The organism is Mitsuaria sp. CC2 (assembly GCF_048957715.1).
Taxonomy (GTDB): domain Bacteria; phylum Pseudomonadota; class Gammaproteobacteria; order Burkholderiales; family Burkholderiaceae_C; genus Roseateles.
This window is the reverse complement of the sequence record NZ_JARVXN010000037.1, coordinates 1-24,442: the sequence shown is the minus strand read 5'-3', so window position 1 is coordinate 24,442 and position 24,442 is coordinate 1. Positions and strand designations below refer to the sequence as shown.

At 65.3% G+C, this 24,442-nt stretch carries 20 protein-coding genes and 1 pseudogene; 8 read left to right on the top strand and 13 right to left on the bottom strand.

The genetic code is table 11. The features are described 5' to 3' along the window. Window positions 1–3 precede the first annotated feature (3 nt). Complete coding sequence (locus PV762_RS24195; RefSeq protein WP_377157660.1) at window positions 4–237, top strand: hypothetical protein; 234 nt, start codon at window positions 4–6, stop codon at window positions 235–237. 27 nt (window positions 238–264) lie between these two features. Here PV762_RS24195 and PV762_RS24190 read toward each other — a convergent pair whose 3' ends face one another. The 7 genes from PV762_RS24190 to PV762_RS24160 form a co-directional block, all read right to left on the bottom strand. Then, window positions 265–759: a nucleotidyl transferase AbiEii/AbiGii toxin family protein gene (locus PV762_RS24190; protein ID WP_421037553.1), complete on the bottom strand. Its 495-nt coding sequence runs from the start codon at window positions 757–759 to the stop codon at window positions 265–267. Further along, window positions 714–875, bottom strand: a complete 162-nt coding sequence (locus PV762_RS24185) for a hypothetical protein (protein WP_421037577.1) — start codon at window positions 873–875, stop codon at window positions 714–716. The genes PV762_RS24190 and PV762_RS24185 overlap by 46 nt, the downstream gene beginning before the upstream one ends. A gap of 53 nt (window positions 876–928) precedes the next feature. Further along, complete coding sequence (locus PV762_RS24180; protein ID WP_421037552.1) at window positions 929–1,462, bottom strand: NYN domain-containing protein; 534 nt, start codon at window positions 1,460–1,462, stop codon at window positions 929–931. A gap of 164 nt (window positions 1,463–1,626) precedes the next feature. After that, entirely contained in the window at window positions 1,627–3,054 is a 1,428-nt protein-coding gene (locus PV762_RS24175) for an efflux transporter outer membrane subunit (RefSeq protein ID WP_421037551.1), read from the bottom strand. Between the two features lie 12 nt (window positions 3,055–3,066). After that, window positions 3,067–6,330: an efflux RND transporter permease subunit gene (locus tag PV762_RS24170; RefSeq protein WP_421037550.1), complete on the bottom strand. Its 3,264-nt coding sequence runs from the start codon at window positions 6,328–6,330 to the stop codon at window positions 3,067–3,069. 122 nt (window positions 6,331–6,452) lie between these two features. Continuing rightward, window positions 6,453–7,664 (bottom strand): efflux RND transporter periplasmic adaptor subunit, encoded by a 1,212-nt coding sequence (locus PV762_RS24165; RefSeq protein WP_421037549.1) that lies wholly within the window; start codon window positions 7,662–7,664, stop codon window positions 6,453–6,455. Window positions 7,665–7,720: 56 nt separating this feature from the next. Then, on the bottom strand, window positions 7,721–8,569 hold the full coding sequence (locus PV762_RS24160; RefSeq protein WP_421037548.1) for an alpha/beta hydrolase fold domain-containing protein: 849 nt from the start codon (window positions 8,567–8,569) through the stop codon (window positions 7,721–7,723). 239 nt (window positions 8,570–8,808) lie between these two features. Here PV762_RS24160 and PV762_RS24155 point away from each other — a divergent pair, with 239 nt between their 5' ends. Beyond that, a complete protein-coding gene (locus PV762_RS24155) occupies window positions 8,809–9,822 on the top strand; it encodes a LysR family transcriptional regulator (protein WP_421037547.1) in 1,014 nt (337 codons plus the stop codon). A gap of 225 nt (window positions 9,823–10,047) precedes the next feature. After that, on the top strand, window positions 10,048–11,493 hold the full coding sequence (locus PV762_RS24150; protein ID WP_421037546.1) for a reverse transcriptase family protein: 1,446 nt from the start codon (window positions 10,048–10,050) through the stop codon (window positions 11,491–11,493). A 2-nt stretch (window positions 11,494–11,495) separates the two neighbouring features. Here PV762_RS24150 and PV762_RS24145 read toward each other — a convergent pair whose 3' ends face one another. The 5 genes and pseudogenes from PV762_RS24145 to PV762_RS24125 form a co-directional block, all read right to left on the bottom strand. Continuing rightward, on the bottom strand, window positions 11,496–11,891 hold the full coding sequence (locus tag PV762_RS24145; RefSeq protein WP_421037545.1) for a DUF488 domain-containing protein: 396 nt from the start codon (window positions 11,889–11,891) through the stop codon (window positions 11,496–11,498). A 496-nt stretch (window positions 11,892–12,387) separates the two neighbouring features. Beyond that, a complete protein-coding gene (locus tag PV762_RS24140) occupies window positions 12,388–12,831 on the bottom strand; it encodes a hypothetical protein (RefSeq protein WP_421037544.1) in 444 nt (147 codons plus the stop codon). 16 nt (window positions 12,832–12,847) lie between these two features. Beyond that, entirely contained in the window at window positions 12,848–13,027 is a 180-nt protein-coding gene (locus tag PV762_RS24135) for a hypothetical protein (protein WP_421037543.1), read from the bottom strand. A 377-nt stretch (window positions 13,028–13,404) separates the two neighbouring features. Further along, window positions 13,405–13,518, bottom strand: a pseudogene (locus PV762_RS24130) (IS5/IS1182 family transposase); the annotation flags it as partial. A gap of 146 nt (window positions 13,519–13,664) precedes the next feature. Beyond that, complete coding sequence (locus PV762_RS24125) at window positions 13,665–14,624, bottom strand: AraC family transcriptional regulator (protein WP_421037542.1); 960 nt, start codon at window positions 14,622–14,624, stop codon at window positions 13,665–13,667. Window positions 14,625–14,704: 80 nt separating this feature from the next. On the opposite strand from PV762_RS24125, the gene PV762_RS24120 reads away from it, so the two are divergent. Further along, complete coding sequence (locus PV762_RS24120; RefSeq protein ID WP_421037541.1) at window positions 14,705–15,892, top strand: MFS transporter; 1,188 nt, start codon at window positions 14,705–14,707, stop codon at window positions 15,890–15,892. 185 nt (window positions 15,893–16,077) lie between these two features. On the opposite strand, the gene PV762_RS24115 is transcribed toward PV762_RS24120, so the two are convergent. Beyond that, window positions 16,078–16,989: a LysR family transcriptional regulator gene (locus tag PV762_RS24115; protein ID WP_421037540.1), complete on the bottom strand. Its 912-nt coding sequence runs from the start codon at window positions 16,987–16,989 to the stop codon at window positions 16,078–16,080. Between the two features lie 99 nt (window positions 16,990–17,088). On the opposite strand from PV762_RS24115, the gene PV762_RS24110 reads away from it, so the two are divergent. The 4 genes from PV762_RS24110 to PV762_RS24095 all read left to right on the top strand — a co-directional run. Continuing rightward, window positions 17,089–17,418, top strand: a complete 330-nt coding sequence (locus PV762_RS24110; RefSeq protein WP_421037539.1) for a nuclear transport factor 2 family protein — start codon at window positions 17,089–17,091, stop codon at window positions 17,416–17,418. Beyond that, on the top strand, window positions 17,415–18,188 hold the full coding sequence (locus PV762_RS24105; protein WP_421037538.1) for an SDR family oxidoreductase: 774 nt from the start codon (window positions 17,415–17,417) through the stop codon (window positions 18,186–18,188). The genes PV762_RS24110 and PV762_RS24105 overlap by 4 nt, the downstream gene beginning before the upstream one ends. A gap of 67 nt (window positions 18,189–18,255) precedes the next feature. Next, on the top strand, window positions 18,256–18,813 hold the full coding sequence (locus PV762_RS24100) for an alpha/beta hydrolase (protein ID WP_421037537.1): 558 nt from the start codon (window positions 18,256–18,258) through the stop codon (window positions 18,811–18,813). Window positions 18,814–19,103: 290 nt separating this feature from the next. Beyond that, a partial coding sequence (locus PV762_RS24095; RefSeq protein WP_421037536.1) for an ATP-binding protein occupies window positions 19,104–24,442 on the top strand: 5,339 nt, incomplete at its 3' end.

Below are 24,442 nucleotides of genomic sequence, written 5' to 3'. Positions count from 1 at the left end.
GGGATGAACAAGCTGGTGGCGCTCGGGCAGTTTCTGGGCGGAGCGGTCCTGTGGATCGCGGCGGTGGTGGCGGGCTACAACGCGCTCAAGCCGCTGATCGGCGCCGAGGAAGGCGCAGGCGCGCCGGCGGGAGCCGGCGGGGCGTTCGTGATCGTGCTGCTGCTGGCGGGCGTGGGAACGTGGCTCATGCGCGCCGGCTGGCGCCGCTTGCGGGCGCGGGCGGGTGGGCATTGCTGAGCGCGAATCAACGCTCCAGCCCCTCCATCAACTGTCGATGCTGTTCCTCGAACTTCGCAGGTTGCTTCTTGCGAAGCACCGCGAGGTTGTGGCCGCCGTCAACGGCAAGGTACGAACTGGAAGCAACGTGCCCCTGAACACAGCGTTCGCTTCGACTTTCACCCGCGCAGTCCTCCGTGCGGCGACGAGTCGCACCTCCTCGCCATCGAGGCGCGTCGACCATTGCACTTGCAGACCTTGCTTACTCAGCGCTGCGGCCAAGCGGCCCAACTCGCCTGTGATCCCGGTGAGATCGGCCTCGCGGTCTGGCGTTGGATCGACCCAGACCAAGTCGATATCGACGGAGAGTCGGGGCATGTCCTGCACGAACAGATTGATCGCCGTACCCCCTTTCATCGCGAACCGTCCCGAGGCGAACACCATCGAGAGGATGTCCAACAGCAGTCGCATCGTGTCGACATACCGCGCATTGAATGTCATCGAAAGTCCAGTCTCTCCCCAGCTTTGGATACGGCGATCCATGCCGGTATCGCCTTGGGTCGATCGCCCCATAGGCTGAGGACTTCATCGAACGCGATGTCGTGTTCCAGGCCATGCCAAGCAAGCGCTGTTTTTCCGCCCACGTGGAAGCCTGGCACCTGCAGTGCAAGGAAGGCCAGAGCGCCGTCGCGCGACAGGGCGCCATCACGCCTCACCTGGCGATCGTCGGATAGAGATCGTCCATCCACACCACCTCGTCCGCGTAGGACTGGAGGTCGGTCGACAGATTGGCCTGCAAGCCACTGACCCAGACTTCCTTCTTGAGATCCGACTTGACGTACGAGATCGCCTCTTCGAAATCGCCGTCGCCCGCCGACAGGATCAGTCGGTCGTAGACGTTCTGCACCGCGAGCTTGATCAGCAGCGTCGCGATCGCGACGTCCACGCCCTTCTGCACTTCACGGTCGAACTGCACTCCGCAATCCGGGCATTGAAGATGCAGGTTCTTCATCTCGTACAGCTGGACGCGAATCTTCGGACCGCGCGGCGGCGCCGCCTTGAGCCATGTGTGAAACGCGTTCTGCTGGTCCGTTGCCAGGTCGCGCGTGGAGTTCAGGTAGTAGCTCTCGTAGATCGGGCCACCGTTCCTCTGGACGAGTTCGTTCTTGAGCTTGAGGTAATCGAACGGACGGCCGCGACCCACGTTGAACAGGTAGGCGCCGTCGATGATCCAGACCGTTTTCATGCTTCCTTTCGGTTGAGGCGATTCTAGGCAGCGTCGCGCGCCACAGCCCTTCAAGCTTGAGCAAGCCACAGAAGCAAAAAAGGGCGTGCACTCCTGCACGCCCAAAGGGGCACCGGTAAAGGTTCGGTTGCGATGAAGGTGCCGGGTCTTGCCCGGCGCGAGCTTTACGCCGGCGTGTTCTGCCAGCCGCCACCCAGAGCGCGTACCAGTCCGACCGTCGCCTGGTACTGCGCCGCCTGCACCTGCAGCGCTGCGCGGCGGTTGCGCAGCTCGCTGCGGCGCGCGTCGAGCAGGTCGAGCTGGCTGACCAGCCCGTTGCGGTAGCGCGAGTCCGACAGCGCCGTCGCGCGCGTCGACGACTGCACCGCCTGGCCCTGCACTTCCGCCTGCTGCGACAAGGTCTGCAGACCGACCAGCGAGTCCTCGACCTCGCGCAGCGCCTGCAGCAGCTGCTGGCGGTAGCTGGCCATCGCCAGGTCCAGGCCCGCCTTCGCCGACTCCACGCCCGCCTTGCGACGGCCGCCGTCGAAGATCGGCAGCGACAGCAGCGCATCGACCGACCACGCGCGCGCCGACCAGCGGAAGACGTCGCTCAGCTCCGGCGACGCGTAGCCGCCATTGGCCGTCAGCGACAGGCTCGGGAACCACGCGGCCTGCGCCACGCCCACCCGCGACTGCGCCGCGAGCAGGCTGCGCTGCGACGCGGCCACGTCAGGGCGACGCGCCAGCACCGTGCTCGGCAGACCCGACGGAATCGACGGCAGCGGGGCGAGCGCCGTGTCTTCTGCCACCTTGAAGCCCGAAGCCGGCTCGCCCAGCAGCACCGACAGCGCGTTCTCCAGTTCGGCACGACGGCGGTCGAGGCTGATCGCCTCGGCCTCGGTCGCGGCGACTTCGGTCTGCACGCGCGCCAGATCCAGTTCCGCGACGTCGCCCGCTTGATAACGCCGCTGCGTCAGCGACAGCGTCTCGCGGTAGGCCGCGACCGTGTCGCGCACCAGCCGGCGTTCCTGATCGGCGAAACGCAGCGCCAGGTAGGTCTGCGCCACATCCGCCTGCACCATCAGCCGCGTCGACTGCAGCAGCGCTTCACGCGATTGCGCGTCCAGCGAAGCCGCACGCGTCGCTTCCGACAGACGACCGGAGAGATCGACCTCCCAGCTCGCGCCCAGACCGGCGTTGTAGACCGTCGTGGCGGCCGGGCCTTGGCCCGCCACCGTGCCGCGCGAAGCACCGGCGCTCGCGCCGACTTGCGGCAGGCGATCCGCATTCGTGCTGCGCAGCAAGGCGCGCGCTTGCGCCAGTCGCGCCGCTGCACCCTGCAGGTCGTTGTTGTTGACCAGCGAGCGGCGGATCAGGTCGTTCAGCGTCGAATCGCCGAACGCCAGCCACCAGTCGCCGCGCGGCTCGGCATCGGCGGGCGGGGCCACCGCCCAGCGCGCCTCGCCGACCGTCGCGGTCGCCTGCGGCGCCTGAGCCTTGAAGGCCGTCGGCGTCGCCGGCAGGCGCGACTCATCGATCGGCGGCGGTGTCGCGCAACCGGCCAGCACCAGGGCCGCCAGCAGCGTCGTCATCATCAGTTTCGTTTTCATGGCTCGAATCCTTTATTCGTGCTCGTGGCGCGGCGCAGCCGGATGCGGACGGGCGTTGCCGCCCGGGCCGAAGTCGTGGCCCTCGCCCTGCGCGGGCTGCACGAACGCCTCGACGTCATGCGGCACCTCGCCGTGCTGCTTGAGCGGCTTGTTGCCCGTCAGGCGACGCACCACCACGTAGAACACCGGCGTCAGGAACAGGCCGAAGGCCGTCACGCCGATCATCCCGGCGAACACCGCCACGCCCATCGCGTTGCGCATCTCGGCGCCCGCGCCCGTGGCCAGCACCAGCGGCAGCACGCCCATCACGAACGCCATCGACGTCATCAGGATCGGGCGCAGACGCAGCCGGCTCGCTTCGATCGCGGCCTGCAGCGGCGTCCTGCCGGCAAATTCCAGCTCCCGGGCGAACTCCACGATCAGGATCGCGTTCTTCGCCGACAAGCCGACCAGCACGATCAACCCGATCTGCGTGAAGACGTTGTTGTCCCCGTGGCTCAGCCACACGCCGGTCATCGCCGCCAAGAGGCCCATCGGCACGATCAGGATGATCGCCACCGGCAGCGACAGGCTCTCGTACTGCGCGGCCAGCACCAGGAACACCAGCAGGATGGCCAGCGGGAACACCCACACGCCCGAATTGCCGGCCAGGATCTCCTGGTAGGTCAGCTCGGTCCACTCGTAGCTGATGCCCGGGGGCAGCGTCTCCGCGGCGATGCGCGCGACCGCGTCCTGCGCCTGGCCGGTCGAGTAGCCCGGCGCCGCGCCGCCGTTGATGTCGGCCGACAGGAAGCCGTTGTAGCGCATCGCGCGTTCCGGACCGAAGCTCGGCTCGACCTTCATCAGCGCCGACAGCGGCACCATCTCGCCCGAGGCCGAACGCACCTTCAGCAGACCGACGTCCTCGGCACGGGCGCGGTAGGCGGCGTCCGCCTGCACGCGGACCGTGTAGGTGCGGCCGAACTTGTTGAAGTCGTTGACGTACAGCGAGCCCAGGTAGATCTGCATCGTGTCGAACACGTCCGTCACCGCCACGCCCAGCTGGCGCGCCTTGGTGCGGTCCAGGTTCGCGTACAGCTGCGGCACGTTGACCTGGTAGCTGCTGAACAGACCCGCCAGTTCCGGCGCCTTCTGCGCCTTGGCCATGAAGGCCTTGACCGCCTGGTCGAGCGCCTCGTAGCCGAGGCCGCCTCGGTCTTCCAGCTGGAACTTGAAGCCGCCGGTCGTGCCCAGGCCCTGCACCGGCGGGGGCGGGAACATCACGACGAAGGCGTCCTGGAGCTGACCGAAGTCGGCGTTCATCTTGGCAGCGATCTCGCCGGCGGACAGGCCCTTGCCGGTGCGCTCGTCGAAGGACTTCAAGGACGCGAACACGATGCCCGAGTTCGAGCTGTTGGTGAAGCCGTTGATCGACAGGCCGGGGAACGAGATGGCGTGCTCGACGCCGGGGGTCTTCATCGCGATCTCGCTCATGCGGCGGATCACGTCTTCCGTGCGGTCCAGCGTGGCGCCATCCGGCAGCTGCGCGAAGCCGATCAGGTACTGCTTGTCCTGCCCCGGCACGAAGCCGCTCGGCACCGCCTTGAACAGACCCACGGTCAGGCCCAGCAGGCCGGCGTAGATGAGCAGCATGATCACCTTGCGGGAGATCGCCTTCGTCACGCCGCCGCTGTAGGCCTTGGCGCCGCGGTTGAACAGCTTGTTGAAACCGCCGAAGAAGCGGCCCAGCACCTTGTCCATCGCGCGGGTCAGCCAGTCCTTGGGCGCGTCGTGGCCCTTGAGCAGCATCGCGGCCAGCGCGGGCGACAGCGTCAGCGAGTTGACCGCCGAGATCACCGTCGACATCGCGATCGTCAGCGCGAACTGCTTGTAGAACTGGCCCGTCAGGCCGGTGATGAAGGCCAGCGGCACGAACACCGCGACCAGCACCAGCGCGATCGCGATGATGGGGCCGGACACTTCGCGCATCGCGCGGTAGGTCGCTTCACGCGGACTCAGGCCCGCCTCGATGTTGCGCTCGACGTTCTCCACGACCACGATCGCGTCGTCCACCACGATGCCGATCGCCAGCACGAGGCCGAACAGCGACAGCGCGTTGATCGAGAAGCCGAACAGATGCATCACCGCGAAGGTGCCGATGATGGAGACCGGCACCGCCAGCAGCGGGATGATGGACGCGCGCCAGGTCTGCAGGAACAGGATCACGACCAGCACGACCAGCGCCACCGCTTCGAGCAGCGTGTGGACGACGGACTCGATGGACGCCCGCACGAACTGCGTCGGGTCATAAACGATGGAGTAGTCCACGCCTTCGGGCATGGCCTTCTTCAGCTCGGCCATCGTGGCGCGCACGTTGTTCGAGATCTCGATCGCGTTCGAGCCCGGCGCCTGGAAGATCGGGATCGCCACCGCGGACTTGTTGTCCAGCAGCGAGCGCAGCGCGTATTCGGCGGCGCCCAGCTCGATGCGGCCCAGGTCGCGCAGACGCGTCACCTGGCCGTTGGCACCGGACTTGACGATGATGTCGCCGAACTCCTGCTCGTTGTTCAGACGGCCTTGCGCGTTGATCGGCAGTTGCAGGTCGATGCCCTGCAGGCCGGGCGAAGCGCCGACCACGCCGGCGGCAGCCTGCACGTTCTGCTCACGGATCGCCTGGACGACGTCGCTGGCCGACAGGCCGTGCTCCGCCACCTTCTGCGGATCCAGCCAGACGCGCATCGAGTAGTCGCCCGAACCGAACAGCTGCACCTGACCCACGCCCTGGATGCGCGCGAGGCGGTCCTTGACGTTCAGCACCGCGTAGTTGCGGAGGTAGGTCATGTCGTAGCGGTCGTTGGGCGACAGCAAGTGCACGACCATGGTCAGGTCGGGGCTGCTCTTGACCGTCGTCAGGCCGAGTCGGCGGACCTCCTCGGGCAGGCGCGGCTCGGCTTGCGAGACGCGGTTCTGCACCAGCTGCTGGGCCTTGTCCGGGTCGGTGCCCAGCTTGAAGGTGACCGTCAGCGTCATCAGGCCGTCGGTGGTCGCCTGGCTGCCCATGTAGAGCATGCCTTCGACGCCGTTGATCGATTCCTCGAGCGGCGTGGCCACCGCTTCCGCGATGACCTTGGGGTTGGCGCCGGGGTACTGCGCGCGGACGACCACCTGCGGCGGCACGACTTCCGGGTATTCCGAGATGGGCAGCACGCGCACGGCGAGCAGCCCGGAAACGAAGATCAGCACCGACAGCACGCCCGCGAAGATCGGGCGGTCGATGAAGAATTTGGAGAGATTCATGTCAGTCTTTCAACTCGACTGGAGAAAACGGCAATGGGTCCCCCGCGGGGCGGCGTCGCGCCGCCCCGAAGGCTGTCCGGAGCCCCATGGGGACGGGTCTGGCCCGTCCCTTCGGGATCAGGTCAGGACTTGTCCGCCTTGGGGGCGCCGTCCTTGGCCTGGATTTCGGCCTTGGCGTTCATCGGGACGATGGTCGGAGCGACCAATGCACCCGGGCGCACGCGCTGCAGGCCGTTGACGACCACGCGTTCGTTGGCCTTCAGGCCCGACGTGACGACGCGCAGGCCGTCGACGTTGGCGCCCAGCAGGACCTCGCGGTAGCTCAGCGTGTTGTCCGCGCCGACCACCATCACGAAACGCTTGCTCTGGTCGGTGCCGACCGCGCGCTCGTTGACGAGCACCGCCGCGCGGGTCTTGGCCTGGCCCAGGCGGATGCGGGCGAACTGGCCCGGGATCAACGCGCCGTCCTTGTTGTCCAGCACCGCGCGCACGCGCACCGTGCCGCTGCGCGCGTCGACCTGGTTGTCGATCAGCTGCAGCTTGCCGTTGAACGGCGTGTCGGCGGTAGCCGCGGTGCCGATCTGGACAGGGATGCTCGACAGGTCGCCGGCGGCGCTCTTGGCGTTGCCGTGCAGCTCGTTCAGCGCGCGGGCGACGGTGCCTTCATCGGCATCGAAGCTGGCGTAGATCGGGCTGACCGAGACCAGCGTCGTCAGCACCGGCGCGCCCGGGCCGGCGGCCACGAGGTTGCCCTGCGTGACTTCCAGCTTGCCGACGCGGCCGGCCACCGGCGCCTTCACCTGCGTGTAGCCGAGGTTCAGCCTGGCCGACTGCAGCGCGGCCTGCGCCGCGCGCAGGTTGGCGTTGGCTTCATTGGAGGCGTTGCTGCGCTCGTCGAGCTCGCGCTGTGCGATGGCGCGCTCGCTCCACAGGCGGGTGGAGCGCTCCAGCTCGCTCTTCGAGTAGGTGACGCGGGCCTGCGCGGCCAGCACCTGTGCCTCGGCGCGATCAACCTCCGCCTGGTAGGGCGCGGGATCGATGGTGATCAGCAGCTCGCCGGCCTTGACCAGCGCGCCTTCCCGGAAATGCACCGACTGCACGGCGCCGGAGACGCGGGCGCGCACGTCGACGCGCTCCACCGCTTCGAGGCGACCGGAGAACTCCTCCCATGCGGCCACCTCCTGGCTCGCGACGGTGGCGACGGAGACGGGGATCGCCTGCGGCGCGCCCGACGGTTGATTCGCGACCGCCTGCTGGCTGTGCAGGCCGACGACGAGGGCGCCGACGACCGCGGCGACGGCAGTGAGCGAGGTGGCAAAGGTCTTCTTGTTCATGGTGGGTGCTCCGGTGACGGGGGTAGACGTTGGGAGTTCTTGGAGGGCTCTTGGGGTCAGGCGGGTAGCGGCCGGGTTCTGCCGGCCGGTGGGATCAGGGACAGGAAATCGGCCAGCTTCTGCCGCAGGGCGCTCGCCCAGGGCAGCTGGAGGGTCGACAGCGACGGCAGCTTCATCAGGCTGCAGGGCCAGCCGCTGGGGCCGGCGATCAGCGCCTGCTGCACGTCGACGCCGGCGCGCTTCATCGCGCGGGCGTAGGCCAGGGCCTCGTCGCGCATCGGGTCGTCGTCGGCGCTCACGACCAGCGCCGGCACCAGCCCCGACAAACGGCCGGTGTTGGCGGGCGCGGCATAGGGGTGGTCGCCGTCCTCGCATTCGCCGAGGTAGGCGCGCCAGCCGTGCATCCAGCGGCACTCGCCGTAGCCGGCGTCGGCCTGGCGCAGCGAGGCGGTGCCCATGCAGGGATTGAGCATCGGCCCGATCAGGATCTGGCCGGAGAGCTTGCGGTGGCCCTGGTCGCGCGCCATCAGCGCGAGCGCGGCGGCGAGGTTGCCGCCGGCCTCTTCACCGGCGACGATCAGCGGCGCGCCCTTGCCCGAGAGCTTGGCCCGCGCCTTGTGCACGCCGGCCAGCAGCGCGTCCAGCGTCTTCAGCGCGGTGGGGAACACGGTCGCCTCGCCGGACGGGTAGTCGACGTCGACGACGACCGCGCCCGCGTCCGCCAGCAGCCGCGAGACCAGCTCGCCGCTGTCGAGGTCGCCGCCGGTGAAGGCGCCGCCGTGCAGGTGCATGACGACCGGCGCGTCCTTGCGACGCGCCGCGCCCTTGTACACGCGCACCGGCACCACGCCGTCGCCGGCGGGCAGGAGGTCGTCGTGGCAGGAGGTGAGCGGCAGCGCGTCCATGGCAGGGCCAAAGGCCTGCTCCCCGTGGGGGCAGACCGGTCATGTTGCAATGCAGCGAAATTTAGACAACGGACGCCGTCCGATAAATAGCCCGGGACGCGCTTCAGCGTTTCATCGACGAAACAATCGATCGGGCAGGATGGCGAACCTCGCGCGCGCGCAGACGCGCCGTTGTGGAGATGGAGCAGTCGCGGCGCAACGCCGCAGCCGTCAGGCTGAAGGGTTCAAGGGGTTCAAGGATGGACAAGCTCAATGCCATGCAGGCTTTCGCGCGCGTCGTGGAAGCGGGAACGTTCACGCGGGCGGCGGAATCGCTGGACCTGCCCAAGACCGCGGTGACGCGGTTGATCCAGTCGCTGGAGGACCACCTCAAGGTCAAGCTGCTGAACCGCACGACGCGGCGCGTGAGCGTGACGCCGGACGGCGCCGCGTATTACGAGCGGGTGACGCGGCTGCTGTCGGACATCGAGGAACTCGAAGGTTCCGTGTCGCATGCGCGCGCGGCGCCGAAAGGGCGCATCCGCGTCGACGTGGCCTCGTCCGTGGCGCGGTTGCTGCTGATTCCGGCACTTCCGGAGTTTTATGCAAGGCATCCGGACATTCAGATCGACCTCGGCGTGTCGGACCGGCCGGTGGACCTGATCGGCGACAACGTCGACTGCGTCGTGCGCGGCGGCGAGATCACCGACCAGTCGCTGGTCGCGCGCCGCATCGGCGACTGGGGCTACGGCTGCTGTGCATCGCCGGCCTACATCCAGCAGCACGGCCTGCCGCAGCATCCGCTGGACCTGGAGTCGGACCAGCACCATGTGGTCAGCTATTTCTCGACGCGCACCGGCAAGCGTTTCCCGTTCGACTACAGCAAGAACGGCCAGCGCTACGAGATCTATGGCCACTACAAGGTCTCGGTCAACGATGGCAACGCCTACATGACCGCCGGTCTGACGGGGCTGGGCGTGATCCAGGCGCCCTACTTCATGATCAAGCCGCACATCGACGCGGGCGAGCTGGTGCCCTTCCTCTGCGACTGGGAATCGGACCCGCTGCCGCTGTACGTCGTGTACCCGCCGAACCGGCACCTCAGCACCAAGCTGCGCGTGTTCGTCGACTGGATCGCGGAGTTGTTCGAGCGCCATTCGCAATGGCAGAAGCAGCTGGTCGCGAGCTGCGAGGCCAAGCGCACCGAGTCGGACGCGGAATACATCCCGCTGCAGGCGAACGGGACGAAGCAGGCGGTGCTGAGCGCGGCGTGAGGCGTCCACCCCCGTGAGGGTGCTTGAGCGGCGTCGCGGCCCGCGCCCATAATCGCCGCCGACCTCCGGTCGCCGCCAAGCCTTCGGAAGCGTTCGCGCCTCCGGCCGCGGGGGTTCCCCGCGGCGCTTTCCACAGTCAGTCATCCGGCGCCGATACGCCACCGCGCTGCCGCGCGGAGCTGTATCAGCAGGACCCGTCAGTTGGCGGCGTATCGGGGTCACCTCTTGCCTTCCCGTCGCCGCCATGGCGGCGTCGACAAGGACCGCCCGCCGCCGATGCCCGTTGCCGCGCCGTTGACCTATCCCCGCTGGATCGCGCTGGCGCTCGCCCGCGCGCTGCAGGCGGACGACGCGTCACCGCGTGCCCGTGAGGCCGATGCGCTGCAGGCGCGTGCCGAGCAATGCCTCGGCGCCGAGGCGCGGCCCTGGCTGAAGCCGCTGTGCGTGGCGCTCGCGCGATGGACGACGCCGGTGTGGCGGGCGCATTCGGTGAGCAGCCTCGCCGACGCGCTGCTGGAGATCGGGGCCTTCCACGAAGGCTTCGATCGCGAACGCTTTCCGCGACCGACGGTGCGGCGCCTGCTGCTGCGACCGTCGCGGATGCGGCCCTTGCCTTTCGCGCTGGAACACCTGGCGCTGCCGGACTGGCCGACGGAGGCCGACCTGGCGGCGTGGCTCGGCCTGACGCTCGACGAGCTCGATCACTTCGCCGGTCCGGCTCGGCAGTACCGGGAGTCCGTTGCCACGCCGCAGCGACCGCATGTCACGCCGACGCCCCACTATCGATGCCTGCTCGTGCCGAAACGCCGCGGCGGCCTGCGGCTGCTCGAAGCGCCGCTGCCGCGCCTGAGGGCCATCCAGCGTCGTCTGCTCGACGGCCTTCTGAACACGCTCCCCTGCCACGAAGCCGCTCACGGCTTCGTGCCGGGGCGCAACGTCGCCACGAATGCGACCGTCCACGCCGATCAGGACTTCGTCATCCGCTTCGACCTGCGCGACTTCTTCCCCAGCATCGGACGCGCGCGGATCGCGGCGACCTTCCGGACGCTGGGCTTCTCCGACGCGGTCGTCGACAGGCTGACGACGCTCTGCACCGCGCGCACGCCGCTGCCGGTGCGAGAGCGCCTGCGCGAGGGCGGCTCAATCGATTCGGACGGCGCCAAGCGTCTTGCCTCACCGCACCTGCCGCAAGGCGCGCCGACATCGCCGGCGCTGGCCAATCTCTGCGCGTTCCCGCTCGACCTGCGGCTGGACGGGCTCGCTCATCGCTTCGGCGCGCGCTACACGCGGTACGCGGACGATCTCGTGTTCTCCGGCCCCGCAACACTGCGCCGCGACCAGCGCGCGTTCCGCGCCTGGGTGCAGGCGATCGTCGAGGACGAGGGCTTCCGGCTGCGACACGACAAGACGCGCGCGATGCCCAGGGGCGGCCGTCAGCAGGTGACCGGCATCGTTGTCAATGCGAAGCCGAACCTCGCGCGGGAGGACTTCGATCGCTTGAAGGCGGAGCTGCACCGGCTCGGCAGGTCGAGCGCAAGCGGCACGGTTGATCCGGCATTGCGTTCACCGCTGCTCGGGCGTCTCGCGTGGGCCAGGCAATTCCTGGCACCGGCGCGGGTCGAAAAGCTGCAGCGGATGTTCGACGCGATCGCGTTCGACGCGGCTCGCTGATCTCACTCTCCGCGCATGGCGGCGCCACGTTCCGTCAGCAACTGCGTGAGCAGGCTGCGATGGCAACGCGCTGGGTTGTCGCAATAGCAGCCCATCGAGAGGTTGGACGAGTGCGACAAGGCCGCCAGCGTGTCCAGCATCTGTGACGGCGCCGATTCGCTCATCTCCTTGCGATACGCGCGGGCGAAGGCGGTCCATTGCTTATCGTCCTCGGCCGCCCGGCCTTGGGCCATGAGCGCGGCGCTGGGCGAGAGCAATGGCAGCCAACTGTCGTAATAATCGAGGCGACCGTAGTCCTCCTTGCGGACGCCGCGCGGCGGGCGACGGACGGTGCCAAGACGAGGGCCCTCGTCGGGCAGGCGTGGTGTGACGCCGAGTTGGACGATGCGGATGCTCATGGCGACATGATCACGCGGTGTCGACCCGATTTCCAGGACGGATTCCCGGGGCCGGATCGATGCCCAGCTGCTGCGGTCGAAGAGTCTTGGTCCCATGGCTCGCGCGCCGCTGAGCGAGCTGTACGACACAGCGAACGCCGAAATTCAACCAAGTCTCTCAATGCGCGTTTTAGGCTGATAGCGGAAGTTCAGTCTCGCGTTCCTGGCCTCGAGGGATGATCTTCGGTCTACCGATGCTTCGGGCACAACACGCGTCCGCTGGCGTCGGCGGACCAACCTGCGATGAACGCCCGCCGGGCTATGTCCTCAGCCCACTTGTCGACGGGGTCCGTCGCGGGCTCCTTGAGACTCGGCTCAAATAGGTTCAAGCAGCCGGCGGCATTGCACGTCACAAAGATCTCGACGTAGGCGACCCCTCGGATCGATTGCTCGATTCTGTTCATGGCGTCCCTTCTGGCTCGACTCTTCGTGACGTTCGCTTGCTCCAGCTGCCCGTCTAACAAGGGGCGTTCAACTGGTTCAACACTTTGAGCGCGAGGGCGCCCTTTCCCCACCCGGTTCCTCGGTTGTGCTGCGACAGATTCTGCTGTTCGGTGACGTTATCCCAGGCTTCAATGGCTTCGATGTGATCGTGCGAAGAATCGGTCTCAATCTCGAACCTGATGAACTCCTTGTCAGCCGTCAGGATGAGCCCGAAAAGGCGCGGCATGCCGGGGTAGTCAATGTCCAGGTCGACAACGATTGCCCGTTTGCAATCAATTCCTCTCGCTTCAGCCGCAGCAAGCAAGGCTTGCGGCCAGCGTGTCTCACGCCAGTAGACCGCCTCGGCCAAAATCGAGGCCTCAACTGATCCGTTCTGCTGCTGCACATTCCTCTGCTTGGACAACTTTTCACCTGTTTCAGTGGATTGATCGTCGGCACTCGCAAGTCTGGCTTCCACCAAACCGTTTCGGGCTTTAGTCTTTCTCCGTGGACCGCCGCTGAACGTAGCGGATCGAGCCTTTGCGTAACACACCGTCTTCGATGTTGAAAACATCCGTGACGTCGGGGTCGCGCTCGCGCGCTGCGTTGAACACCAACTGCCCGAGGCGAGAGTCGGTGTTCAGCAGCCATGCCTCGCGGAGCAAGGCGAGCATCTCGTCGATTCGGGCAGGATCTCTCATGCGGCGAGTTTAGCGACCGTTTTTGCCTGCACAGCGGAGACCGCATCAGGCCGAACAGAGTCATTCGCGGCAGCCGGTTCGAGTGTCCGTCATGTACGCCACCTGACATTCACGGCGCAGTTGCAAGCGTGGCCGCTGCTCATCCGAGACCGGCCACTCGATCTGTTAGGGATGGTCTGCAAAACACGATTTGCGGCGCATGAAGAGTCGGCGTTCGCGTCGTACTCGTCGATGTGCGTGGGGTCAGCTCTTGAGCACATTCGGTTGAGCTGCTTGGCCGCTGCTTTCAGCGCCTGAAGCGGCCGTTTTGGCCACTTCATACGGACTTATCCCCGCATCTCCATCAGCTGTTTGCGCGCCGACCCGTCGGGCTCGATGAACGGATTGAGCAGACGGCGTCTGCCCGGGCGCATCGCCACGTGCCACGCCGTCCCTGCAGCCTCGGGACGCTTGTGAACCCCGCGTCTTCTTCGTGGAGAGATTGAATCCAAATCCAAGCTGCTTCATGTGCAGCATGCTCCCCGAACCGTCACGCCCTTGCAAGGCGGATCAGCGCGGAGTTTTGCAGAGTGTCCCTAGGGTACGCACGACGACTCAAGGGCAAAGAGTTTCACGAGCGCTCCTGTTGCCGCTGCGCACGTGCCGCGCTGGGCGGCCGGCCCATGATACGTTTGTAAGCGCGTGAGAACGAAGCCTCGGACTCATAGCCGAGTCGATCCGCCGCCACGCTCACGCGCATGCCCCGCACGCTGATCCATTCGCTGGCCTGAAACATACGCAGTCGCGCGATGTAGCGTACAGGCGTCTCGCCGACGGCGTCCCTGAATGCATCATTCAATGCTGTACGGGAACTACCGCTCACTTTAGCTAGCCCCTCTACCGTCCATTCCCGCGCCAGATCGGCATGGATAGCCGCCAGCGCCTTGCCAGCTACCGGTGATCGCAGTGCTGCTATCAAGCCGAACGTTTCGCTGCGCGCGCACTCGGCCCACGCGCGGATCGTGGTCGCCGCGAGCACGTCGGCAATGCGTGCCGCGATTCCGCACGCGCCCACACGTTCCGACGTTATCTCGCGCTCCATCGCCTCTAGAAGCATCGGCACATTCGGATCACGACGAGCAATCTCGCCGACGCGCAGCACGTCCGCCATCATCGCCAGCAATGGATGCCCCGCGTCGAGGCTGAAGCGGAAACGAGCGCAAAAAAGCATATGCGTGGACTCGCTCTCGCCGGCCGGGCCTCCCGCGGGGTGGCTCAGCTCAGAGAACGACAGGTGCAAATGCGCGGGGATGTGCGCCGTCTGCACGTCGGCGGAACTGGCAATGATGTGCGACGTGCCGCGCGGCAGTAGAACCGCGTCGCCTTGTTTCACTTCCAGCCATGCGGAGTCGCCCACCTTGAGCCAGCAATCACCGTGCGCGGCGAAGTAGAACTGCGCATTGGCTTGCGCTGGGAAGGCCATGGCCCAAGGTGCGCGCAAAGTGCGGCGGTCGTATTCCACGCAATCGAGCCGCAGGCTCAGCAGCACCTGAGTGAGCGCGTCGGAGTCTTGCGTGGAAGTGTCAAGCATTTTGGTGTTTGGGCAATTCGAGTGTCGGCATGCTAGGCCTAACCTGCTCACCTCACGAACTACAAGGCCTTCCCGTTCTCATGTCTACCACCATTGCCGCGCCAGGCGACGTGCCTGCGCGCTGGACTGCCATCGGCTCTCTTAGTCTTGGCGTCTTCGCGCTTGTCACTGCAGAATTCCTGCCCGCTAGCTTGCTGACCGCGATGGCGGCCGACCTCCACGTCAGCGATGGCGCGGCTGGACAGGCGGTTACCGCGACCGCGCTGATTGGCGCCGTGTCTGCGCCGTCCATTCCGCTGCTCACCCAGCGGTTCGATCGCAAGCACGTGTTGCTGGCGCTTACGCTTGCGCTGGTGCTCTCGAACGCCATCTCCGCCGCAGCGTCCTCGCTGCCGATGCTGCTGGCGGCACGCCTGCTGCTAGGCGTCGCGCTGGGCGGCTTCTGGTCAATGTCCGCGGCGCTGACGATGCGGCTCGTTCCCGACCAGTTTTTTGCGCGTGCGATGTCAATAGTGCTCACCGGCATCTCACTGGCCACTGTGTTCTCCGCCCCCATTGGAGCGTGGATGGGCTCGATGTGGGGCTGGCGCAGCGCTTTCATCGCGTCGGGTGTCTTGAGCGTCGCCGCGCTGGCCATTCAGCTCGCGGCGCTGCCGCCACTCCCGCCGCGCGACAGGCCGGATCTGAGCGTGCTCGGCGCGCTACTTGCGAAGCCGCACGTGCGCGTCGCCCTGCTCGCGGCACTGCTGATGGTGTCGGGCCACATTGCCGGTTTCACATACATGCGGACGGTCATGGAGAAGGTGGCGCACCTGTCAATCGACCAGGTTTCGACGGTGCTACTCGGTCACGGCGTGGCAGGCATCTTCGGCAACTTCGCCGGCGGCTGGATCGCGCAGCGCAGCGAACGCTGGGCCATCGCGGCAGGCGGCGCTTTGATCGCGTTGCTAGCGGCGGCGTTGCTTGTCGGTGGTGCGCTTCCGGTTGTCACCGTCCTCGCAATCATCTTGTGGGGATTCGCATTCAGCGCATTCCCGGTCGGTTTCCAGACGTGGATCGTGCGCGCGGCGCCCGAGCACGTTGAAGGTGCCGGTGGCTTGCTGATCGCTGCGTTTCAAACAGCCATTGCCACTGGCGCTATAGCTGGCGGAGTGCTGGTCGACGGCTTCGGTCCCCTCGGTGCTCCGGCCTTCGCGCTGGTCGCGATGCTGGTGGGCACCGCGCTGACCTGGCGGCATGGCCCGCGCGTGAAGTCGACCGGTGGGTGATCCGGCTTCACGGTGAAGCTTGTCAACGTGCGCCCTGATGGCAACACGCACAACCCCGTGAACCGCATTGTCCGTGCGAGCGAGGTTCCGACCTGCTGGAAGCCGGTCCACCTGACCAAAGCTTCGTTTAGCTAGGAGGGGAAGGGCGGCACTTGCCGCCTTTTGCCATTCTTTGGTGCTAGGGCTTAGACCTCGCCAGACGGGTCCCGGTCCAACATGCAGTCGATGAACGAGCCCAGCAGCGCTGGGCGATGCTGCCGGTTTGAGTAGTACAGGAACAGACCCGGACGGGAAATTGTCCAATCGGCCAGGATCTGCACAAGCCGCCCCTGCTTGATCAAGTCGCCCACTTGGTCCACCTCGAAGTGGTAGGCAATACCCAAGCCGTTGACCGCTGCCGCGACGCCAATATCGGCGTGGTTCGTGACGACAGGCCCTTCGACGGCTATCTCCTGCCGCTTGCCGCGCTTCTCAAACTCCCACCGGTAGAACCGCCCATCCATCTGAAGTCGCCAGTTGATGCATGAGTGGTCGTGCAGATCGCTGGGTGTCTTGGGTGTTCCGTGGCGGGCGAGATAGTGCGGGGACGCTACGGCCATCATCTTCATGTCGGGCGATAGTCGGACGGCAATCATGTCCTTCTTGAGCTGCCCGCCAACCCGAATCCCGGCATCGAAACGGCCGGACACAATGTCCGCCAGTGCGTCGTCCACAACGATGTCCAGCTTCACGTCGGGATGCGCTTTGTGAAAGCGTGCCAGCCGTGGCGCGATGAGGTTCCTTGCAGCGATTCCGAGGGTGTTGATACGCAAGGTGCCACTGATTTGTCCCGTCGCGTCGCTGGCCTCGGCGACCGCATCGGCCATCTCGCGGAACAGCGGTGCCACGCGTGAATAGAGCTGCTCGCCGCTTGCGGACGGGGCGACGCTGCGCGTTGTGCGATTCAGAAGGCGCGCGCCGATGCGGCTCTCCAGTTGTCGGATGGTCTGGCTCAACGCCGATGGCGACAGACCCAGATGCTCCGCCGCGCGGGCAAAGCTTTGCCTTTCCACGACGGCAATGAAAGCCTTGAGTTCAGCAAAGTCTGATCCACGCATTCTGTACTTTTCCCTACAGAGGTCATTCGGATTCTAGGAGATTCTCTAAATTGATGTGAGGCCGCATCCTTCGATCCGTCCTAACCAACGAGCACACCCATGTCCTCCATAACGCTCCCTGACCCGATCGCCGCCTACTTCCTGGCGGACACCCAAGGTCCCGACCAGGTCGCGCAATGCTTCACCCCGAAAGCCGTCGTCAAGGACAACGACGAAATCTTCACCGGTCGCGATGCGATCCGCGCGTGGAAGAAAGCGGCTGACCTGAAGTACACGTGCACGACCGTGCCCTTCACCCTCGATCTCATTGAGGGCGTCCATGCCGTGAAGGCACACGTTTCCGGCAACTTCAAGGGCAGCCCGCTCGACATGAAGTTCTTCTTCCGCCTCGAGCGCGGCCTGATTGCAAACATGGAGGTAACGGTATGAGCTTCGATCTTCAACTGAAGGGCATGCGTGCCGTGGTCACTGGCGGAACCTTGGGCCTCGGCGCCGCGGTGGTCCGTGCCCTGGTGGATGCGGGTGCCCGTGTGGCCACTTCCGCTCGAAAGCCGCCTGAAGCGCCGGTCGAAGGTGTGTCGTACATCGTCGCCGACCTGATGACGGCCGACGGCGTGAAGACGCTCGCCGACTCCGTGCTGAAGGAGTGGGGCGGTGTCGACCTGCTGATCAATGTGCTGGGAGGCTCCCACGCTCCCGCCGGCGGGTTTGCCGCGCTGACCGACGACGCCTGGTTGTCCGAGCTGAACCTCAACCTCTTCCCGGCCGTCCGCTTGGACCGTGAGCTCGTGCCATCGATGCTGGCCCAAGGCTCCGGCGTGGTCATCCATGTCAGCTCGATTCAGCGTGTGATGCCGCTGACCGATTCGACCACTGCCTATGCCGCTTCGAAGGGCGCGCTGACGACGTACAGCAAAGCGCTGTCGCGTGAAATCACGCCTAAGGGTGTTCGCGTGCTGAGCGTTGCGCCGGGCTGGATCATGACCGAGGCGTCCGAGGCGTTCGCTGAACGTGCTGGTGGCGGGGACATCGAAAGTGGCAAGAAGATCATCATGGACGCCCTCGGTGGCATCCCGGTCGGCCGTGCGGCAACGCCGCAGGAAGTTGCCGACCTGATCGTGTTCCTGGCATCGCCCCGTTCGGCATCATCTGCGGGCTTCGAGTACCGCATCGATGGCGGCACCATCGCGACGCTGTAACCCCATCCGCTAGGGAAGCGCGGCAATCGCGTCACGATCGTCCAGAATCCGCTCATCTCGCTGGCCGATGACGTTGCGGCCACAGCGAGCCCTGGCCCAGCAGGATGGGCCCACGGTTCTGGTTGCGCATTCGTGGGGCGGCACGGTAATTACCGAGGCCGGCGTGGATCCCAAGGTGGCCGCGCTCGTGTACGTCTCGGCACTTTCCCCCGATGCTGGGGAGACCACGGCGCAGCAGTACGCGGGCTTCACCACGCCAGCTGAGTTCGTGCTGGAAACGCTGCCTGATGGCTACGGGATCGTCCGGCCTGAGAAGTTCAAGGTCGGTTTTGCCGCCGACGCCACAGATGCGGACGCTGCGTTCATGCGCGATGGGCAAGTGCCGATCAACATGTCCGTCTTCGGCGCCAAGCTGCAGAACGCCGCTTGGCGTACCAAGCCGAGCTGGGCCGTCATCGCCACCGATGACAAAGCCTTTGACCAGCGAATGCTGCAGGCCATGGCCAAGCGCATCGGTGCGAAGGTCACGGAGGTCAAAGCCAGCCATGCCGTGTACATGACCCAGCCCACGGTTGTGGCCGATGTGATTGACCAGGCGGCTCAACGCCAGCAGCTCAAGCGCTGACGGATTTCCATCAGCGCAGAGACAGGCCTGCCAATGTCGGCTTCATGCCCCGGAGCGTGGATCCGGCGCCCTGCGGCGGAAGACCGCACCCGCTGCGAAGCAGCCGCAGCTTGAGGCTGATCTCAGTCGTTCACGATCAGCCTCGCGAATGACCGCTGCGATCGGCATCGGTCATACTTTGTCGCAGACCGATGGTCGATGCGCCAGCAGACCGCGCCGTCTGGTGCTGGACGCCCAGGGTGATCCTGACGCCGGTCCTTTGGTGCCGGCCAACTACCCAATCCATTTCCATGGACCCGAGCAAGCCGAAGAAACCTAAGCCATCCACCGCTGCCGCTTCTGCCACGGCGCCAGCGGAAGGCGAGCGCCGAGCGCTTCGTGGGTATGTTGGCCAGTATGAGAGGGCGGGCGCTGCCATTTACGCAGCGCTTGAGCGCAACGAGCTGCTATGGATCGGCGTGGCCGATCGCAGTGCGGGCATTGCAGACGACTTGGTCCTCGGCTTCGATGGATTGGTTGTCGGCCACCAGTTCAAGACGTCCAGGTTCGCCGGAACATTCACGGTTGAGACGCTGTTCGCTGGTGCCAACGGCCTCTTGAAGCCCCTGGTTCATGCCTGGCAGTGCCTGCGAAAGGATAACCCTGGAAGCCGTATCGAGATTCGCCTGGTCGTCAACGACTTTCCGTCTATAACTGACAAGCCAGGAGACGGCACGCCGCCTCACAGCGCGGCATTTCTTGAAGAGTTCCAGCAGCATGCAAATCGGCCGTTGGCAGATTGGTACACCTCGGAATGGAGCCGACTGATCGACCGGCTGCGCCGTGAAGCTGGCTTGGGCGAAGACGATTTCGAGCAGTTCTTGCTCAGCCTCCGCGTGGTGTGCGGAGCTGCAGCAGACTTCATCCAGACGCACAAGCTGAACGCCGAGCAGGCACGACAGGCATCTGAGATTGCCAACATACTGCCCAAGCTGGTGGCCGATGCACGCGACAAGGATCGGTGGACGCGCGACGAACTCCTGAATGAGCTGGGCTGGCGCGATCCCGCCAAGACGCTGCTCGTCCATCGGTTCCCTGTCGGAGCCTACGTCCAGCGCAACCGTGACACTGAGGTCAAGCTGCTGGCCGTGCTCCATGCCGCCGACCAGGGCTACATCTCTCTCATAGGACCGCCTGGGTCCGGGAAATCCACCCTCCTGCAGGTGGCGCTGGCCACTGAGGCAAATGTCCGCCTCGTTCGCTACTTGGCGTACGTGCCGGGCGCCGCTCAAGGGGTGGGGCGCGGGGAGGCCGACAACTTCCTCACGGACGTTGGCACGCAGCTCCGCAACAGCGGGTTAGCTGGACTTCGTCTGCGCGATGACTCGCTGCATGAGCGCCGCGAACAATTCGGCGTCCTCGTCCGGCAGGCTGGGGAGCGCTTCGACCGGGAAGGCATCCGAACAATCATCGTCGTCGACGGGCTTGACCATGTGCCTCGCGAAGAGCAGCCAATCAATTCGCTGTTGGGCGAGCTTCCTATGCCCGCGGCCATCCCAAACGGCGTTGTGTTCGTCCTCGGCACGCAGCGGCTGGATCTCGCGAATCTGAAGCCTGCCGTAGGTGAGCAAGCGGGAAAAAGTGATCGCCAGGTTCTCATGGAGCCTCTCGGCCGTGAGGAGATCGCCCGGATGGCGGATGCCCTCGGTCTGCCTGCCGAGATTCCGCGATTGGATCTGAGCAGTCTCACCCATGGCCACCCGCTGGCAACGCGCTACTTGATTCAGGCGCTGCTGCACGCGGACGAAGCCGGCCGGGAGCACCTTCTCAACGGCGGGATGCCGTTTGAGGGCGATATTGAGACCGTGTACGCCGCAGCTTGGCGAGAGATCGCAGGCGACGTGGATGCTATGGACGTACTGGGCTTCATCGCTCGGGCTGAGGCGCCCATGGACCTGCGGCTGCTGGCCACGATTGTCAAGGAGTCTGCAATTGAACGCGCCCTGATCGTGGCTCGTCATCTGCTCCGCAGGTCATCCCAGGGGTGGACCGTCTTCCACAACAGCTTCAGGCTGTTCATCATCGCTCGACCGCGAACCTCCCTCGGAGACATCGACGCCGAGTATTCACAGCGCGTGTACCGCGACCTCGCCCGGTTGGCGAAGAGCGCGCCACCGGAATCGGTGCAGCACTGGCTTGAGCTGCGCTACCTCGCCCGCGCTGGCGACGGAGCTGAAATCCTTGCACTGGCCCTGCCCGCTCGCTTCAGGGAGCAGCTGGCGGGCGGACGCTCTATCGCCGAGATCCACGCCGACATCCGTCTGGCGCTGCTGGCAGTGCGCGGAACGCACGACGCGACAGCCTTCGCACGACTGCTACTGTCTCGTGACGAAGTGGGGCGGCGGGAAACAGCTCTTGAGTACGCGAACCAGCTTCCGTTGGCGATGCTGGCGGTAGGGGATGTTGATGCAGCCCTATCGTTTGTGCAGTACTTCCCTGCGAAGGGCTACAAGGTCGTCGACGCCCTGTTAGCGCGAGGCGACTTCGAGCGCGCGAAGGAGCTGTTCGAGAACCTTGAACCACTGTCGCAACTCCATACGTCCAAGTTTCAGAACCAAGGGGATGAGCACAACATCAAGGAGTTCGAGAGTTGGGCAAAGCGCGCCGTTCACTTCCGTGACGCCGAGCAGATTCAAACAGCGATCGACCACCTCGCCGCAGAGGGACTACGCCAGCCCGATAAGGTGGATCCCGCAACTGTCGTCGCGCTACGCCGGCATCTGAGAACGGAAGCAGCCGAGGCGATGCTCGTCCAGAAGGTTGACGCAGATCCGCAAAAACTCTGCAGCAAGCTTGGCGTCGCCGACGAAGACAAGCCGTCCGTGATGGTTCATGCAGGGCTTGTGGCAAGGCGCCGTGGTGACCTTGCCCAGGCGCTTGCCCTGTTCGATGCTGCAGTTGCCCTTCCTGGTTTCGCTGAGGTCCCCAACGGCTACCGGCGCCGTATGGCACTGACTGCAGTGGAAGCTGGCCGGCGTGACTTGGCCGAAGCCCTGTTCGACAAGTTGGTCGCGCCGATGATTTCCATGTGCGACGACCAGACGGATCTTGGCGAGCTGGGGGACCTGGTCGGTGCGGTCATGCATCACGCGAGGCTTTGCACACTGCTCAATCGGCCATTGCCAATCGCGACGCCGTCGAAGCACACCTTCCTTCATCCGTTTCAACAGCACGCCTCGACGATTGGTGTGCTTCTTGGCCGCGTCGCCGTCGAAGACGCGACCGTGCCGGCTGGCAGCATCCAGGACTTAGCCCGTAGTGCCCTTGGGTACATCCTGCGTCTGTCATCAGCGGGCGGCAGTGAGTCATATCGCATCCATCAGTCCTTCCGAGCGGTCCCAGAGCTCGCGCAAGCTCTGCTGAAGCTTGGTGTCAAGCGGGGTGAGGCTGAGTACCGCGCGGTACTTCGGGAGATTGAAGCAGCCATCGCGTCATCGACGCTTGGGGGCACTTCGTATCTGCGACGCAGATTGGCGGTCGACGCGTACCGGGTTGACGGTGACCGTGTGGCAGCCGTCAACCGGCTCAACGTCCTGGTTGCGGAGCTCCAAGAAAACACACCGAGCGAGCAGATCGACGGGTTGGCGGATCTGGCTATTGCGTTGGTCGCGGTAGGGGACGTAGAACGCGCGAAACAATTGCTGGCGACAGTTCCCGAACAATGCCTTGGCTACGCGTTGGCACCAAAGAAGGACCCGCAATACGCAATCTGGCGAGACATCTTGGTCCTTGCGAACAACGCGGACCCGGAGAACCGTGCCGAGCGAGTCTCCAACTTGATGCGCCAGGTCGGCGGCATGACCGAAACGGAAGGTTCGTCGGCCGCGCACCGGTTGACGATGCCGCTCATTGATGAAGCAATGCAGGTCGGGCCTCGTTTTGGCTTCGAGGTTTCAAAGACCCTGACGGATTGGAACTTGATTGGTTGGCCCAACCGCGTCGATCTGCTCTTGACGGGGATGGTTCGGCGAAACCCTGAACTCGTTATGGCCTGCACGACCGTTTGGTGCGGGCTGACCCTGCCGTTCTACATGGAGCCGTACTACCGGGATCCGTACCATGTCGGCGACTTCATCGACATCGCCGCAGACGCTGCAGGCCCTGCACAGATTGAGCCGCTCACGCTGATGCTTCTGGAGGCGATCGAGGTAGTCAGCAGAGCACACGAGCGAGTACTACTGCTCCAGCGCCTTCGTACCGCTGCCGGCAAACATGGGTATTCGTCAGCCAATCTCGACGCTGCCATCGCCCGGTGGACGTCAGAAGCGCCAGAACCTCGACACTCATCTTCGCCTAGCAAGTACGACTCGGAGACCACCCTTGAGCAGCTGGAGCTTGCATTTGAAGCGGATGGCGACGAACTGAACTACAACGCGCCGCACCGATTCAGGGATCTGGCCGAGTCGGCCTCGCTCGATCTGGCGCTGAGGATGTTCGAGCGCTGGAAGATCTTGCAGGACGACGCTCGCTGCCGCTTCCTGATCGTTAGACGGTTGGCTGCGGCGGGGCAGGTCGAATACGCCAGGAAGTTCATGCAAGGCTACGAGTCGAGCAAGGACCCCTGGAGCTCGTGGAGCCAGTGGATGGGAGGCGGCAAGTTCTTCTACTTTGAGGCGAAGAAGCTTTTGCAGGGACCCTCCACATGCCCTGCTGCGTTCGAGAACATCGTCGATTCAGTGACGGCCGGCCAGGAGAGCACTCAGTCGCTGCTGACGGAGCTGGATTCGATACTGCCGGTGATCAGCGCGACACCGGATTGGCCGGCCATCTGGTCGCTGCTTGAGGAGCAGATGGCTTGCACTCGCGAGTTCCAGTTGGGGCGGCCCTTCCGGCCGGCCGAGCTACCGTTCGGCGACACGGAGCTTCTGGAGGATCTGCTGCACTTTGCCTACCGGCTGCCCGTTGAAGAAGTTCGGCGACACGCACGCAATTGCACGCTCAGGTTGGCAGGGCAAGCCGGACTCGGTCAAGGTCTGTTCGAGTCCCTTGTGCGACGACTCTTGGCCGGCGAGTTTGATGCTCCCTTGCAGGCGCTCGGGACGCTGTTGGTTGCCGACAGCGCCTACTTTGCACCCGAGTTGGGCAGCGCCGTGGTTGCGCTGGTCAGTCATCGTGACATCGCGGTGGCAGAGTCAGCCGCGCTCTTGTCGCATCGGTGGGGACTGCCGGTCCGCTTGGACGCGACGCCATTACCTCTCTTCTACAGCCTCGAGCTCGAGCACCCGGCAGAAGGCGACCAGGTATTCACGGACGAGCGAACCGGTGCAATGCGCGTCGAATCGGCGCTCGGGTGGACCGAGATGTTGCGCTCGACGGCACGTGACGTTGCGAATGCGGCGGGCATCGAAGAGATGACCGTCCGCCGGCGCGCGGCGATGTTCATCCAAGACTGGGGTGGATTTGATGAATTCGGGCCCTCTGGCGTCAAGAGGCTTGAGGCTCAGCTTCGCGTCCTCGACATGCAGATCACCTACCGGAGGCCTCATGCTTACATTGCCTTTGCCGCTCTTCGCCATGTCGCGGGAGAACTGCGGCTGGCCGGCAAACTGAACGGTCGCGACAGGCCGACTCTGTTGGAGCGATTGGGTTG

Bases quoted from the DNA above. Each gene is read 5' to 3' on its own strand.
- PV762_RS24195 (WP_377157660.1), top strand. From the start codon at position 4: ATGAACAAGCTGGTGGCGCTCGGGCAGTTTCTGGGCGGAGCGGTCCTG.
- PV762_RS24190 (WP_421037553.1), bottom strand. From the start codon at position 759: ATGGATCGCCGTATCCAAAGCTGGGGAGAGACTGGACTTTCGATGACA.
- PV762_RS24180 (WP_421037552.1), bottom strand. From the start codon at position 1,462: ATGAAAACGGTCTGGATCATCGACGGCGCCTACCTGTTCAACGTGGGT.
- PV762_RS24175 (WP_421037551.1), bottom strand. From the start codon at position 3,054: ATGAAAACGAAACTGATGATGACGACGCTGCTGGCGGCCCTGGTGCTG.
- PV762_RS24170 (WP_421037550.1), bottom strand. From the start codon at position 6,330: ATGAATCTCTCCAAATTCTTCATCGACCGCCCGATCTTCGCGGGCGTG.
- PV762_RS24165 (WP_421037549.1), bottom strand. From the start codon at position 7,664: ATGAACAAGAAGACCTTTGCCACCTCGCTCACTGCCGTCGCCGCGGTC.
- PV762_RS24160 (WP_421037548.1), bottom strand. From the start codon at position 8,569: ATGGACGCGCTGCCGCTCACCTCCTGCCACGACGACCTCCTGCCCGCC.
- PV762_RS24155 (WP_421037547.1), top strand. From the start codon at position 8,809: ATGGACAAGCTCAATGCCATGCAGGCTTTCGCGCGCGTCGTGGAAGCG.
- PV762_RS24145 (WP_421037545.1), bottom strand. From the start codon at position 11,891: ATGAGCATCCGCATCGTCCAACTCGGCGTCACACCACGCCTGCCCGAC.
- PV762_RS24135 (WP_421037543.1), bottom strand. From the start codon at position 13,027: ATGCTCGCCTTGCTCCGCGAGGCATGGCTGCTGAACACCGACTCTCGC.
- PV762_RS24125 (WP_421037542.1), bottom strand. From the start codon at position 14,624: ATGCTTGACACTTCCACGCAAGACTCCGACGCGCTCACTCAGGTGCTG.
- PV762_RS24120 (WP_421037541.1), top strand. From the start codon at position 14,705: ATGTCTACCACCATTGCCGCGCCAGGCGACGTGCCTGCGCGCTGGACT.
- PV762_RS24115 (WP_421037540.1), bottom strand. From the start codon at position 16,989: ATGCGTGGATCAGACTTTGCTGAACTCAAGGCTTTCATTGCCGTCGTG.
- PV762_RS24110 (WP_421037539.1), top strand. From the start codon at position 17,089: ATGTCCTCCATAACGCTCCCTGACCCGATCGCCGCCTACTTCCTGGCG.
- PV762_RS24105 (WP_421037538.1), top strand. From the start codon at position 17,415: ATGAGCTTCGATCTTCAACTGAAGGGCATGCGTGCCGTGGTCACTGGC.
- PV762_RS24100 (WP_421037537.1), top strand. From the start codon at position 18,256: ATGACGTTGCGGCCACAGCGAGCCCTGGCCCAGCAGGATGGGCCCACG.